This window comes from Silvimonas amylolytica, assembly GCF_014645555.1.
Lineage (GTDB): Bacteria > Pseudomonadota > Gammaproteobacteria > Burkholderiales > Chitinibacteraceae > Silvimonas > Silvimonas amylolytica.
The window spans coordinates 242,598-255,816 of sequence record NZ_BMLY01000003.1; the positions used below are offsets into that span (position 1 = coordinate 242,598).

Here is a 13,219-nt window from a genome sequence, read left to right on the forward strand (position 1 = left end):
CGCGCCAGAACCTGAACCTGGTGCGTCTACCCATTCCGCCACCTGGGCACGAACGATCTATGTATGACGGGTGCTGCTGAAACAAAAAACCCGACCATTTGATCGGGTTTTCTGATGAATTTTGGTGCCCAAGAGAAGACTCGAACTTCCACGCCTTTGCGAGCGCCAGGACCTGAACCTGGTGCGTCTACCAATTCCGCCACCTGGGCACGAACTATCTATGTATGGCGGGTACTGCTGAAACAAAAAAACCCGACCATTTGATCGGGTTTTCTGATGAATTTTGGTGCCCAAGAGAAGACTCGAACTTCCACGCCTTTGCGAGCGCCAGGACCTGAACCTGGTGCGTCTACCAATTCCGCCACCTGGGCACTATCTATCTATGTATGACGGGTACTGCTGAAACAAAAAACCCGACCATTTGATCGGGTTTTCTGATGAATTTTGGTGCCCAGGAGAAGACTCGAACTTCCACGCCCTTGCGAGCGCTAGGACCTGAACCTAGTGCGTCTACCAATTCCGCCACCTGGGCTTCGTTGCTCTGTGTTGCAGCAGCGAAGGAGAGCGATTATGTCGGCTAAGCCAGATTGTGTCAACATTATTGCCCAAGAAAATACATAGGTATTTGAATCGGCGGAGAATGTTGTGATTTTCTGCGTGTGATTGTTATGAACCGGTTGATTCAGGGCTGGATGCAAAAGCGGAGCAGAAAAAGAAAAACCCGATCATTGCTGATCGGGTTTTCAAGATTTTGGTGCCCAGGAGAAGACTCGAACTTCCACGCCCTTGCGAGCGCTAGGACCTGAACCTAGTGCGTCTACCAATTCCGCCACCTGGGCCATGTGCTACGCTGTTAGAATGCGTGCATCACGAAGAAGCGCGATTATCAGGAAACAATAAAACAATGTCAATAAAAAAGAGTGCTACCACAACAAAATCTGCAAAGGCCGACCGCAAGGTCACGTCGCTGCGTCTGCAAGACCCTCATCTCGAACGCGAGCGGGAACGCTACGAAAACCCGCTCCCCTCCCGCGAATACGTTTTACAAGTGCTTGAAGAAGCCGGCGCACCGTTGTATGCCGAAGACCTGGCGCGGCTCTTATCTATTACTGAAGAAGAACGTAGCTTCTTTGAGCGCCGCCTTGGCGCCATGGCGCGTGATGGCCAGCTGATGGTCAACCGCAAAGGGGCGCTGTGTATTGCTGAAAAGATCGACCTGATTCCCGGCCGCGTGCAAGGCCATCCGGAGGGATTCGGGTTTCTGGTGCCCGATGATGGCTCCGATGATTTGTATTTGTCATCGCGTGAACTGGATAAAGTCATGCATGGCGATCGTGTGCTGGTGCGTCAGGCAGGCTTTGACCGCCGGGGCCGTCGCGAAGGCCGGATCGTGGAAGTGCTGGAGCGCCTGACCACGCGTCTGGTTGGCCGCTTTGTCGCAGAGCACGGTGTCTACCGTGTTGTCGCCGAAGACAAACGCATTGCCAAAGACATCTTCATTCCGCCCAAAGAGAAGGGGAAAGCCAAACCTGGTCAGGTGGTGATGGTTGAAATCACCCAGCAGCCGGATCGCAATGTGCAGCCTCTGGGGCGCGTGATGGAAATCCTGGGTAATTACGATGACCCCGGAATGGAAATCGAGATTGCGCTGCGCAAGCACAATCTGCCATATGAGTTCTCTGCCGAAGCCAAAGCCCAGGCTGAAGCCACGCCCAAAACCGTGGGCAAGAAAGACCTTAAGTCGGTCATGGGCGTCAAGCGTGTCGATCTGCGTGATCTTCCTCTGGTCACCATTGATGGCGAAACCGCCAGAGACTTTGATGACGCTGTCTATGCCGAGAAAAAAGGCAAGGGCTGGCGTCTAGTCGTGGCGATCGCGGATGTGAGCCATTATGTTCAGCCCGGTGATGCGCTGGATGTGACATCGATCGAGCGCGGCAACTCGGTGTATTTTCCGCGTCGTGTTATTCCGATGCTGCCCGAAGAGCTCTCCAACGGTTTATGTTCGTTGAATCCGGATGTGGACCGGCTTTGTATGGTCTGCGACATGCAGGTCAGCGCAACGGGCAACATCAAGAAATACAAGTTTTATCCTGCCGTGATGCACTCCAAGGCACGCCTGACCTACACCAAGGTCTGGGACATGCTGGAAGAACCCAAAGGCAAGCTCGCCAAACAATACAAAAAAGTCTTGCCGCATGTGCAGGACCTCTACGCCCTCTATCAGGCATTTGCTGCGGCCCGCGTGGAACGTGGTGCCATTGATTTCGAGACCACCGAAACCGAGGTGCGTTTTGATGAACATGGCAAGATCAGCCAGATCGTCCCGGTGGTACGTAACCCTGCCCATAAACTGATTGAAGAATGCATGCTGGCGGCCAATGTGTGCGCCGCGGATTTCTTGATCACGAACAAGCAGACTTGCCTTTACCGCGTGCACGAAGGCCCGAACCCGGAAAAGCTGGAAAAACTGCGCGAATACCTGCGTTCTTGCGCGCTGTCTTTGGGTGGGGGCGAAGAACCGAAGGCAGGCGATTACGCCACGCTGCTCGAGCAGATCAAGTCCCGGCCGGATGCGCCACTGCTGCAAACCATGCTACTGCGTAGCCTGCAGCAGGCCGTCTACAGCCCCGATAACAAGGGGCACTTCGGTCTGGGATATGAGGCCTACACGCACTTTACCTCGCCGATCCGCCGTTACCCGGATTTGCTGGTGCATCGTTCCATCAAGGCGGTATTGGCCGGCAAGAAATACAAACCGGCGCAGAAGTGGGAGGCGCTGGGGATCCAGTGCTCCATGACTGAACGCCGTGCGGATGAAGCCAGCCGCGACGTCATGAACTTCCTCAAGTGCTACTTCATGCAAGACAAAGTGGGCGAAGTGTTTGAAGGCAGCATCTCTGCCGTCACCGGCTTTGGCATGTTTGTATTGCTGGATAACCTGTACGTCGAGGGCCTGGTGCACGTGTCCGAACTGGGCAACGATTACTTCCATTACGATGATCGTCGCCATGAGTTGAAGGGTGAACGTAGCGGCAAGATCTACAAACTGACTGATCGCCTGAAAGTAAAGGTGGCGCGCGTTGATCTGGACACCAGCAAGATCGACTTTGTGCTGGTGCCAGAAGAAAAGGCCAAAGTTGCCGATCAGGTTGCTGCGGCTGCGAATCAGTCCGGGACGCCAACTGGCGATGTTGAACGCGGCACGCAGAAGACACGCAGTCAGCGTCGCCGTGCCAAGGCCGTTGCACGCAAGGCGCGCGGTGGTGCGCCGGCACCCGCTGCTGCGCCCGCACCTGCTCCCAACGCGGCAGCGTCAGCCAATGCCAGTACCCAATTGGCCACCGCTGCTGCAGCCCAAGCCAGAAAAGCGTCCCGTACGCGGCGTCCGGCACAAGGCAAGGGTGTTGCGCCGGCGCCGGTGCCTGCCGCTGCACAGGCTGCATTAGCGCCCGTTGCTGCGCCCGTACCAGGCAAACGCAATGGCAAAAAACCGGCAAGACCCGCGTCGGCCAAACCCGTTGCGCCCACACCAACCCCTGCGGCGACGGCAACAGCATCCAAAGTAGCCGGTAACAAGCCAGCCTCGCCCAAGGCGACGCCGGCTCCGGCTGGTGAGGTTGGGGCGGGAAATGCGCGTGCAGCAAAACCAGCCAAAGCCAAGCCGATCGTGCCAACGCCTGCAGCGGCCAAAGCGCAAGCGCCAGCGCCAGCAGTAAAACCTGGCGCGCCAAAACCCGGTGGTACTAAACCGGTAGCGACCAAACCCGTTGCGCAAAAGCCGGTAACGGCAAAGCCGACGGCTCAAGCTACTCCGCCAGCACCTGCTGCGCGTAAACGCGGTGGACCATCGCCTTCTGCCTTGACCAGCGCGCCTGATGCAAAAACTGTCGGGGCGCCGGCGGCAGAGCCTGGTTCTGTTGCACCTAAACCCGTTTCGCGGCGCAAACCTGCACAGACGGCAGCGCTGCTCCAGCCGAAGGTCGCTGCTGCACCTGCTCCAGCGCCGACAGCAGCCAGCCCGGCCGCCAGGCCAGCAGCGCGCAGTCGCCGCAAGAAGCCCGATCAACAAGGCTAAATGGATCACGCAGGGTTCTGAACGTGTCGGTCACGTATTCAGGGGCTCTGCGTGTTACCCTTGCCGCACCTGTGAGCCAGGCCACATTTTGTCAGCGGATGCTGACAGATGTTTCATGGCCAACCGCACTATCAAGGAGTACTGGTTTTATGTTTATTGTCGACCGTTCGGCCGCACTGATTCGCCCAACGCAAGCTTTCCTGGATTGGCTCAATGCCTTGCCAGGCAACGATATCGTATTGTCGCTGGCTGACGTGCGCAGCGATTGCACGGTGATCATGATTCCCGAAGTCACCGAGCCAGAAGATGGCATCTCTTACATTGATGACCTTGCGGAACGCTTGTTTGAAATGGAACTTGCATCGTGGGTTGAAGACGAAGCCCTGTGGCCGCAGAACCGCACACTCAAACTGTTCTGGGAATGGTTTGAGGTCGAGATCCACATGGGTGTGATGGATAGTGTCTCCGAGGACATTCACAACACGCCTTCAGACCATAACTATCACTGAAAAGCGCCGGCATGATCGGCGCACAAGGAGAATTACATGCGCCGATCCGCACTTGCCGCTGCCGCGGCAGGGTTGTTTGTGTCTGTTCTGGCTCATGCCGAGCCACTTAACTACAACGTGGTATCGCTCGAAGCCAGTTCCAGCAAAGAAGTCAGCAACGATCTGGCTACTGCCACGCTGTATGTTGAAATCAGTAATACCGATCCCGCCCAACTGGCCGACAAGGTCAACCAGACCCTGGCGGCCGCCATCCGCCTCAGCCGGCAATTCACTACGGTGCAATCAGCCGGTACGGGGTACACCACTTATCCCGTATACAACAACAAGACCAATCATCAGGATGGCTGGCGTGGCCGCGGTGAGTTGCGTCTGAGTAGCCGTGACTTTGCCGCATTCTCCCGTTTGCTGACCCAACTACAGCAGCCGCTATCCAACGGGCAATCGATGCAACTGGCAGGTATCCGCTATGGTGTATCGGACGAATCCCGCAAGGCGGCCGAGGATGGTCTGATTCAGGAAAGCGTGAAGGCTTTTCGCCAGCGCGCGGAGTTAATACAGCGCAGTATGGAAGGCACCGGCTGGCGCACCGTCAACATGAGTGTCAATACGCAAGCATTTGAACCACCAATGCCGCGCCCGATGTTGGTGAAGGCCGCCATGTCGGCGGATGCCGCCCCAGCGCCGACCTCTATTGAAGGTGGTGAGAGCAAGGTGTCGGTGACGGTGTCCGGCAGTATCCAGGTTCAGTAAGCGCGGGCACTTCGTTTTGACTTTACACGTCACCTGGCAGGCAGGGCGCATGGCGCACTGCCTGCTTGCGTTTACGGGATTGCTGGCACTGGTCTGTGCCGCTGCATTGCCCTGGCCGTGGTTTATCCCGGCCATGGCAATCGTACTGGTTTATCTGGCTGTGACCATCCGTGCACTGCGTCATCCACAGCAACAGGGGGTTTTGTTACTGGGCCCTGATGGTTTGCGCGTGCAGTGGGGGCGGGATGGTATTGAGTCAGCCGTTGTGTTGCCAACCAGCCTGGTGTGTGCGCATTTGATCGTATTGCATATGCATGTGGGCAGGCAGCGCCGTTGGCGAGCATTAGCGCTCTGGCCTGACTGCATGGCGGTGGACGACTTTCGCCAGTTATGCGCTGCGCTACGTTGGGGTGCGGGTCAGCCGAACAAGACCAGCAAGCGCCCCGGTTCATCCGGATCAACCAGTACACGGGCGGGCATGTCGTAAACCGCGCACAGCGTCTCTGCTTGCAAGACAGCTTGTGGTGCGCCTTGTGCCACTTCCCGACCCGCTTTGAGCAACAACAGGCGATCACACCATCGCGCTGCGAGATTCACATCATGCAGCACCACGAGCACAGCAATGCCTTGTTCTTGAGCTAATGCACGTACGCTTGCCAATAAGCCATGCTGGTGGCGTGGGTCGAGGCTACCGGTGGGTTCATCCAGCAACAGCACCGCATTGCCGTTAACCTGGCAGGCCGCCAGCGTTTGCAGGAGCACGCGAGCAAACTGCACGCGTTGCTGTTCACCGCCCGATAAACCCGCGTAATGCCGTGTTGCCAGTTCACTGGCATCTGCGCGGGTCAGTGTGGTACTGACCAACTGCTCGATCTGCATGGCTGTCAGCTCATCAAACGGGTAGGCACCCATTGCAACGACTTCTGGCACTGGCAAGTCAAATTCCAGTGCGGAAGTCTGGGGTAGCAGGGTGCGTTGCCGGGCTAACTGGCGTTGACGTAACCGGGTAATGGGCTGCCCAGCCAGTGTGATGGTGCCACCATTGAGCGGCAGATCCCCGGCCACGGCCGCGAGCAAAGATGATTTCCCGGCACCATTGGCACCCAGAACGCCAACGACTTCTCCCGCCGCAACATGCAATGACACAGCGTCGATGACCGTGCGACCTTCGCGTTGGCAACGCAATTGTTCAATGCGGATCATGCTTTGCTCCAGCGTGCCAGCAGCCACAGAAAAAACGGCCCCCCGGCCAGGCTGGTGACGATGCCAACCGGAATTTCTGAAGGAATGGCCAGCATGCGGGCAGCCCAGTCTGCCAGGACCAGCGCAATGGCACCACTCAACAGCGATGCGGGCAGCAACAACTGATGCCGCGCGCCCAGCGTGAGCCGTACTATATGCGGCACGACCAGACCGATAAAGGCGATAGTGCCGCAGGCTGCAACCAGTGGGCCGACCAGGAGTGCCACCAGCACGATCAGCCGCCGCTGCAATGGCCGGATGGCAAAGCCAAGGTGGCCAGCCTCACGCTCCCCCAGCAAGAGCGCATTCATGCCTCGCCATTCACGTAGCAAGAGTGCCGAGACGATCAGCGTCCATGGCCCCAGCAAGGCCAGCAGCAACCAGTTACTACCGGCCAGGCTGCCCAGATTCCAGAACGTCAGCGAACGCAGTTGGGCGTCTGTGGCCTGCCAGGTACACAGTGCGGTCAAGCTACCGCAAATGGCATTGATCGCTACGCCCGCCAGTAACAGACCGGCCACGGCCCGGCTGCGTCGACCAATCTGCCAGGCCGCAAACAAGGCAAACAAACTACCGGCGAATGCGGCGATGGCAATCAACCCAAAGCTGCTGGCACCGAAAACAATGGCGCTCACCGCGCCTAGCGCGCCACCGGCCGAAATGCCGACCAATCCAGGCTCTGCCAGCGGATTACGAAACAGTGCCTGCATCGTCGCCCCGGCCACGGCCAGGCCGCCGCCACAAAGGGCGGCAAAGATCACCCGTGGCAGACGAACATCGCGCAAGATGCTTTGCCAGAGTTGTTCGTCAGAGGTGACAGGCGCAGAGAACAGGGCGCGGGGCAGAGCGGACCAAGGGATGGCGACGGTGCCGCTGCTGCTGGCGATCAGCATCAGCAGCGCCAGTACAATGGCCAGCGCTGTGCAGGTGGCCGTGATGGCGGGCCGGCGGAGGGGGGCGATGAGGTCGAGGTTCTTCACGCTGCGCATGGTAAACGCAAATCAGCGGTGCCGGGCGGATTGATAGGGTGGTGCCTATCCTGCCAGTATGGTTGAAAGCGGCGCCAGATATAAAAGATCCGGCCATATGCCGGATCCTGGAGCTGGTCGCAACAACAGATCAACTGATGATCCTAGTTGATTTTCTTCCAGTCCTGCGTGCGGGTATTAAAAAAACCGGACTCCCGATACGCCTGTTCGATCACGCCTTTGGCGCGCAATCTGGCGAGTCCTTTTTCCAGTGCGTCATACGTTTCTGCCCCGTGCGGCGCCAGGCGGCTGACGAAAAGATGGCGGCTGCCAGCCAGGCCAACTTTCACGTCCGGGATCGGTACCAGCGTGTAATCACCCAGTTTCAGCGACATATCCGGTGTAGGCTGGAACGGCGCCAGTAGCACATCGGCACGGCCTTTCTCGACCATGCCGACCATGGAATCCCAGCTTTGCGTTTGCAAAAGCTGTTTCAGCTTGAGGCTTTCCAGCGTGGCGACGTCCGGCTTCCAGCTATCTGCGACGACGGCAGTCAAACTGCGGACGTCTTCAATGCTACGGGCCGCCAAGGCCTTTTTGTTGTCGGGAGAGGTATACAAGCCGGCTTCAAATTCACCGGAGCGGATCAGCGGTGAGCTGATATAGACCTTGTCATCGATGGTTTTCAGATCGACTTGCCAGGCACTGTTGCCGCCCATCGTGGCATTACCGGAGAGAATTTCCTTCAGATACCGCGTGTAGGAGTCGCTGTTGTTGTCCACTTTGACCAGTTTCACGGGCCGGGTCAGACCACCTTGGGACAGCGCCTGCTGGACCAGCACTAGCTCGACCACATCGCGGCGCGAGCCCTCGCCACTGAAGTGCGTCAGCGTGAGCGGATTGCGTTTGCCGATAAAACGCTGATAATCGTTGTAGACATCTTGCTGCGTCAGAATAGTGATGGGCTCTACAGCCTGTGCAAAGCTGGAACCCAGCGTCAGAGCCGCAAAGGCGGCAAACACAAAACGGCGGCGGCTGGATATGAAAGACATGCGGGCAGGCTCCTCTCTGTGATGGCCGCCCGTCATGGCAGGCTGGCTCAGTGATCGCGATCGTTGCAATCGCAAGCGCTTATCATGGCAAGCCCGTAAGAAAACGACAACAATCGCGCGTTAACCTGGCGCGAATCAAACAGTCAGAAAATGCCCACGTACTTTGTTTGATTGAGGCTGACTGATAGGCAGTATCTATCAGCTACATGAACTTTCCCGATTTGACAGCCTGTTGCCCTGGCAACTATCGTCAGCGGGTTCACGCAACAGACCATTTAAAGGAGATTCTCATGGCCGTTCTCGTTGGCAAGGCAGCACCCGACTTTACCGCAGCCGCAGTGCTGGGCACAGGCGAAATCGTCGATAGCTACAACCTGAAAGAAGCGACCAAGGGCAAGTACACCCTGGTGTTCTTCTACCCGCTGGACTTCACCTTCGTCTGCCCGTCCGAACTGATCGCGTTCGACCACCGCCTGAACGAATTCAAGTCCCGCAATGTGGAAGTGATCGGTGTGTCCATCGACAGCCAGTTCACCCACAACGCATGGCGTAACACCCCGGTGGACAAGGGCGGTATTGGCCCGGTTGGTTACACCCTGGTGGCCGACACCAAGCACGAAATCGCCAAGGCCTACGACGTTGAGTCCGCTGATGGCGTGGCTTTCCGTGGCACATTCCTGATCGACCGCGAAGGCGTTGTGCGTCACCAGTATGTGAACGACCTGCCGCTGGGCCGTAACGTGGACGAGTACATCCGTCTGGTTGATGCGCTGCAATTCACTGAAGAACACGGCGAAGTTTGCCCGGCTGGCTGGAACAAGGGCCAGGCAGGTATGAAGGCTGACCCGAAGGGCGTGGCCGATTATCTGGCTTCTCACGCTGCTTCGCTGTAACCACAGGTCCGGTTACAACATGCGACGGCGGCTTTGCTGCCGTCGTCCACGGCGCCGCATTGCGGCGCCTTTTTATTTTCCAGAGTGCTGCCATGGCGTAATCCCCTTCGTGACCCAGTTGGCGCAAATACCATCCTTGCCAACCGGAACGCGGTCAAAGACCTGCGTGAATGCGGATCGCCCCCCGGCAAACCCGCCCCGAATCACCTGAACCGGATACGACAGTTGCATTTGTGAGCATAGAGCCCATGTCGTGATCCTGCCCGGCATTCTGTCAGGCGGGAGAGATCGGCCTCAGCCGCCGTGCCGTGGTTTGCCGTTGGCCGCTTCGATGACGGTGGTGGTATCGCTGTCGTTCAGCGTCTTCAAAAACGCGATGACGTCGTTAATCTGCTGATCATTCCAGGCGGGTTTACCGCCACGCTTGCGGGTCAATGGTTCGTCATTGGTGTCGACATTGCCGCGCAGATCAGCGGGTAGATCATCAAACTTCACCACCTTGCCGTTTTTCACCGGATACCAGCGTTGCGGATGGGTGTCGCGTTGCACATAAAACTGCAGCGCGGTTTTCAGATCGCGATAGCGCCCGTTGTGAAAGAACGAACCGCGTGTCGCCACGTTGCGCAACGTGGGCGTACGGAACATGCCACAGTAGGTTTTTTCTTTGGCCTGGTCTTGGCGTAGCGGGCCGCACAAGCCCATATCAAAGAAATGGGGGTTCTTGTTGGCCGCCAGTTCACTGTTGCGTGGTACGCCCAGTACTTCGAACTGGTAGTCGGTAAACAGCGGGTGCGCGCCGTTGGCGCCCTTTGCATCAAAATGGCAAGACGCACAGTTGCCGCTCTTGGGATCATCGAACAACTGCTTGCCGCGCAGTTCTTGTGCAGTCAGTTGGGCTTTGCCATCCATCCATGCATCGAACTTGCTGCTATAGGGGTGAAAAGCCTGGTCTTCCAGTTGGTATTGCGCCAGCGCGATGCCCGCGTAGTGCAGTGCGTCCTTGTCGCTGGCCAGAATCTTGTCGCCAAACACGCGGCGGAAGGCCTCGGCGTTCGGGCTCTTGCGCAGTCGGTTGGCAAAATCGGTGTCGGAGCCATTGGCCATTTCATCTGCATTCAACAGCGGAAAGGCGGCCTGGTCTTCCAGCTTGTCAAAGCGGCCGTCCCACGTCAAACCACCGGTCGGAGGCAGTTCTTGAGCTTCCAGTCGTTCCAGCAGCGCTGAGGGCTGCTCGACGTGCCAGCGCGGCATGCGGTTGAGCGTGTAGCGCAGTGATGGCGCCGCCCGCAGGCCCTGGTGCTTCATGTCCGGGCCACCCAGTTGTGTTGCCAGATTGTTGGCAGGTGCAAAGGCGTGCGCCGGATCATGGCAGGTGGCGCAGGCCATCTGGCCAGAGGCAGACAAACCCCGATCGAAAAACAGCGCGCGGCCCAGGTCAGCCGCACCTGGCCAGGTTTGAGCTTTGGCGGGGGGATGCGCCCCGGAAGGCGTGGTCGCAGGTGTAGCGGCATGCACCCACAGGATGGTGCTGCCAATTACGGCGGTGGCAAACAGACTTGTGACAAGACGGCGGGAATGGATATACATGGTTGCGGGTCAATCTGGGAAAGTAGCCGCAGCCATGGCCGCGGAGGTTGCCGGCAAAACCGGCCTGAACAAGCGACAAAACCCGGCAGGCGCAAACCTGCCGGGTTTTTCCAAACGGTTAGTGCAGGTTGTTGAAGATGTCTGAACCAAACGGCGTCAGACCATCTTGCCCGGCATAACCCAAGTGGCTCAGATTGAAGATGTCCTCAATACTGCGCAGCATGGAATAGTGGTTGTAACCCGTAGTGCTCACCGTGCCGCCCTTGATGAACGGTGACAGCATTACGGCGCCGGTACGATCACCGCCGTAGCTGGTGTACTGCAGCGCCATGTTGCTCCAGGTATGGCCACCGTAGGTTACAGCGCCAAAATTCTGGATCTGCGGATAAGTGCCAAGGTTTGGACCCGGCTTTTGACCGCAGCAACTGTCACCGTTGTAAACGATGGTCAGCGTGTTGGCGGTCATGTCAGGCACAGAACTGGTTGCGCTGCTTTCGTCAAAGTTGATGATCAACAAGCCATCTTGCTGGAAGGCAGGCGAGGCCATAATGAGCGGCACCCACTTCCTCAGGAAAGTATCGACCGAGCTCAAGCCGCCAGGCTCATTAGTGACGCAGTTGGTGTCGTGACCGTCGTTACACAGGTTAGGCGTGATGAAGTTGAAGTTGGCCGTGGTGCTGACCGACTTCAGATCGTTTTCCAGTTGCGCCAGTTCGGTCACATTGGTGCCGCAATCGGCAGAGTCGATGATCGAATGGAAATACGCAAACGGGTTGTGGCGGGTGGCGTACTGGTCACCGTTCGGAACGGCAGAACTTGGGGATTCCGGGCTTTGCGTCATGTCTTGCGTGCCGATGACGGGATGGCCGCATGTGGCCGCTTCACGGGCCGGGTCAAAGCCCATGTCTTCCATGTAGCCGTGCCAGGTCAGGCCGGCGGCCTTGAGTTGGTCCGGCAGGGTCTTGACGGTCGACGGGTAGACGCAACCACGGCCAATGGCCTGACCGTCGCTATCGGTACCGGTCTGCACGAACTCGCTGAACGTCTGGCAATCCATGTTGGTATCCGGGTTGCCGGACTGGCCGGAAATCATCGCAATGTAGTTATCCAGGCTGACGTGGCCCGTGCCGAAATACTGTTGCAGCAGTGCGCCCTGGGCTGGCAGGTCCTGCGCCAGATACTTCGATGTGGGGGTGGCCGAGAAAGTCGTGGTGTAGTTCTCATTCTCCAGGGTCAGCACCCAAACGTGGCGGATGCTGTGGATGGACGGGGCTGCGGTCGGCGTTGGTGTTGCAGTTGGTGCAGAGACAGTGGCGTTACCGTCGCTGCTGCTGTTACAGCCCACCATGGCTCCCATCACGATGGCCGAGCCGAGCAAGCCGGCCAGCCACTTGTTCCATGTTGTTTTCATTGTCTTTCCTGATTGTTATTGAGGCGGCAAATGTCCCATCCGGAATGGTTTTTGCCGCATGCATGAAAACATACAAGTATGTATTTTTTGTTAAGTGGCAAATTCATGACGCCTGGATAGAATGGCGAAATGCAAAACCAGTCACGTTCCAGTGCTACACGGCAGTTGCTGCTTGATGCGACACGCAAACTATTGATCGAACAGGGGTATGCCCGGTTGGGCGAGGCACGCGTGTGCGAGGCTGCCGGCGTAACGCGAGGGGCTTTGCGCTACCACTTTCCCGAGGGTTTGCTGGATCTTTTGCCCGTATTGCTGGCCGATATTGTTGACATTGAAGTGGCCAAGATCGACTCCACCGGGGTGACCAACCCGCGCGAACGGATCTACCTGGGTTTGTTCGCGTTTGCTGGCGGCCACACCCAGACCGACTCGCTGGCGCTGCTGGAACTCTGGATGGCAGCGCGGGGCGATAGCCGCCTGGGCGAACGCCTCAATCCCATCCTGCACAAGATGGACGAGCGTATTTTCCGCATGGAGCCCGGCCAGGAACTAGAGCCGGACCTGCTGGCTTGCCGCCTTTTACTGCATGGCGCCAGCCTGCATATTTTCAGCGGGGATTTCGACCGCGCCAAACTGGCTGCGGCCATGCAATGGGTCATGACCAAATGGCCGTTACCGGAAGGCCTGCGCGAACATTTCGCCCGTAAACCGGGCGAACTGGCCTAGGGT

Annotated in this window: 11 protein-coding genes and 5 tRNA genes (1 of these 16 running past the window's edge); 6 read left to right on the forward strand and 10 right to left on the reverse strand. The window is 57.9% G+C overall.

The genetic code is table 11. From position 1 onward, the window contains the following. From IEX44_RS10915 to IEX44_RS10935, 5 genes are all read right to left on the reverse strand, one after another. Positions 1-48: transfer RNA gene (locus tag IEX44_RS10915), tRNA-Leu, on the reverse strand; it reaches 85 nt to the left of the window's first position. Positions 49-122: 74 nt separating this feature from the next. Beyond that, positions 123-209, reverse strand: a tRNA-Leu gene (locus IEX44_RS10920). A gap of 75 nt (positions 210-284) precedes the next feature. Further along, positions 285-371 (reverse strand) — tRNA-Leu (locus IEX44_RS10925). A gap of 74 nt (positions 372-445) precedes the next feature. Then, positions 446-532, reverse strand: a tRNA-Leu gene (locus IEX44_RS10930). Positions 533-752: 220 nt separating this feature from the next. Beyond that, positions 753-839 (reverse strand) — tRNA-Leu (locus IEX44_RS10935). 65 nt (positions 840-904) lie between these two features. Here IEX44_RS10935 and rnr point away from each other — a divergent pair. From rnr to IEX44_RS10955, 4 genes are all read left to right on the forward strand, one after another. Continuing rightward, a complete protein-coding gene (gene rnr / locus IEX44_RS10940; protein WP_188693188.1) occupies positions 905-4,078 on the forward strand; it encodes a ribonuclease R in 3,174 nt (1,057 codons plus the stop codon). A gap of 149 nt (positions 4,079-4,227) precedes the next feature. Then, positions 4,228-4,587, forward strand: a complete 360-nt coding sequence (locus tag IEX44_RS10945; protein ID WP_188693190.1) for a hypothetical protein — start codon at positions 4,228-4,230, stop codon at positions 4,585-4,587. Between the two features lie 36 nt (positions 4,588-4,623). Beyond that, positions 4,624-5,337 (forward strand): SIMPL domain-containing protein, encoded by a 714-nt coding sequence (locus IEX44_RS10950; RefSeq protein WP_188693193.1) that lies wholly within the window; start codon positions 4,624-4,626, stop codon positions 5,335-5,337. A gap of 16 nt (positions 5,338-5,353) precedes the next feature. Beyond that, positions 5,354-5,824, forward strand: coding sequence for a protein YgfX (locus tag IEX44_RS10955; RefSeq protein ID WP_268238896.1), 471 nt, complete (start codon positions 5,354-5,356; stop codon positions 5,822-5,824). Here IEX44_RS10955 and IEX44_RS10960 read toward each other — a convergent pair. The 3 genes from IEX44_RS10960 to IEX44_RS10970 all read right to left on the reverse strand — a co-directional run bounded on the left by IEX44_RS10960 (position 5,755) and on the right by IEX44_RS10970 (position 8,599). Continuing rightward, the gene (locus IEX44_RS10960) at positions 5,755-6,540 is read right to left on the reverse strand and encodes a heme ABC transporter ATP-binding protein (protein WP_188693199.1); all 786 of its coding nucleotides are present in this window, start codon (positions 6,538-6,540) and stop codon (positions 5,755-5,757) included. The genes IEX44_RS10955 and IEX44_RS10960 overlap by 70 nt on opposite strands. Further along, positions 6,537-7,568 (reverse strand): FecCD family ABC transporter permease, encoded by a 1,032-nt coding sequence (locus tag IEX44_RS10965; protein WP_188693202.1) that lies wholly within the window; start codon positions 7,566-7,568, stop codon positions 6,537-6,539. The genes IEX44_RS10960 and IEX44_RS10965 overlap by 4 nt, the downstream gene beginning before the upstream one ends. A gap of 143 nt (positions 7,569-7,711) precedes the next feature. After that, a complete protein-coding gene (locus tag IEX44_RS10970) occupies positions 7,712-8,599 on the reverse strand; it encodes a transporter substrate-binding domain-containing protein (RefSeq protein WP_188693205.1) in 888 nt (295 codons plus the stop codon). 290 nt (positions 8,600-8,889) lie between these two features. On the opposite strand from IEX44_RS10970, the gene IEX44_RS10975 reads away from it, so the two are divergent. After that, a complete protein-coding gene (locus IEX44_RS10975) occupies positions 8,890-9,492 on the forward strand; it encodes a peroxiredoxin (protein ID WP_184103306.1) in 603 nt (200 codons plus the stop codon). A 294-nt stretch (positions 9,493-9,786) separates the two neighbouring features. On the opposite strand, the gene IEX44_RS10980 is transcribed toward IEX44_RS10975, so the two are convergent. After that, entirely contained in the window at positions 9,787-11,079 is a 1,293-nt protein-coding gene (locus IEX44_RS10980) for a cytochrome-c peroxidase (protein ID WP_188693208.1), read from the reverse strand. A gap of 118 nt (positions 11,080-11,197) precedes the next feature. Beyond that, positions 11,198-12,490, reverse strand: coding sequence for an alkaline phosphatase family protein (locus IEX44_RS10985; protein WP_229678986.1), 1,293 nt, complete (start codon positions 12,488-12,490; stop codon positions 11,198-11,200). 129 nt (positions 12,491-12,619) lie between these two features. On the opposite strand from IEX44_RS10985, the gene IEX44_RS10990 reads away from it, so the two are divergent. Continuing rightward, complete coding sequence (locus tag IEX44_RS10990) at positions 12,620-13,216, forward strand: TetR/AcrR family transcriptional regulator (RefSeq protein WP_188693210.1); 597 nt, start codon at positions 12,620-12,622, stop codon at positions 13,214-13,216. Positions 13,217-13,219 lie beyond the last annotated feature (3 nt).

Coding starts and splice junctions, on each gene's coding strand:
- rnr (WP_188693188.1), top strand. CDS start 905: ATGTCAATAAAAAAGAGTGCTACCACAACAAAATCTGCAAAGGCCGAC.
- IEX44_RS10945 (WP_188693190.1), top strand. CDS start 4,228: ATGTTTATTGTCGACCGTTCGGCCGCACTGATTCGCCCAACGCAAGCT.
- IEX44_RS10950 (WP_188693193.1), top strand. CDS start 4,624: ATGCGCCGATCCGCACTTGCCGCTGCCGCGGCAGGGTTGTTTGTGTCT.
- IEX44_RS10960 (WP_188693199.1), bottom strand. CDS start 6,540: ATGATCCGCATTGAACAATTGCGTTGCCAACGCGAAGGTCGCACGGTC.
- IEX44_RS10965 (WP_188693202.1), bottom strand. CDS start 7,568: ATGCGCAGCGTGAAGAACCTCGACCTCATCGCCCCCCTCCGCCGGCCC.
- IEX44_RS10970 (WP_188693205.1), bottom strand. CDS start 8,599: ATGTCTTTCATATCCAGCCGCCGCCGTTTTGTGTTTGCCGCCTTTGCG.
- IEX44_RS10975 (WP_184103306.1), top strand. CDS start 8,890: ATGGCCGTTCTCGTTGGCAAGGCAGCACCCGACTTTACCGCAGCCGCA.
- IEX44_RS10980 (WP_188693208.1), bottom strand. CDS start 11,079: ATGTATATCCATTCCCGCCGTCTTGTCACAAGTCTGTTTGCCACCGCC.
- IEX44_RS10985 (WP_229678986.1), bottom strand. CDS start 12,490: ATGAAAACAACATGGAACAAGTGGCTGGCCGGCTTGCTCGGCTCGGCC.
- IEX44_RS10990 (WP_188693210.1), top strand. CDS start 12,620: ATGCAAAACCAGTCACGTTCCAGTGCTACACGGCAGTTGCTGCTTGAT.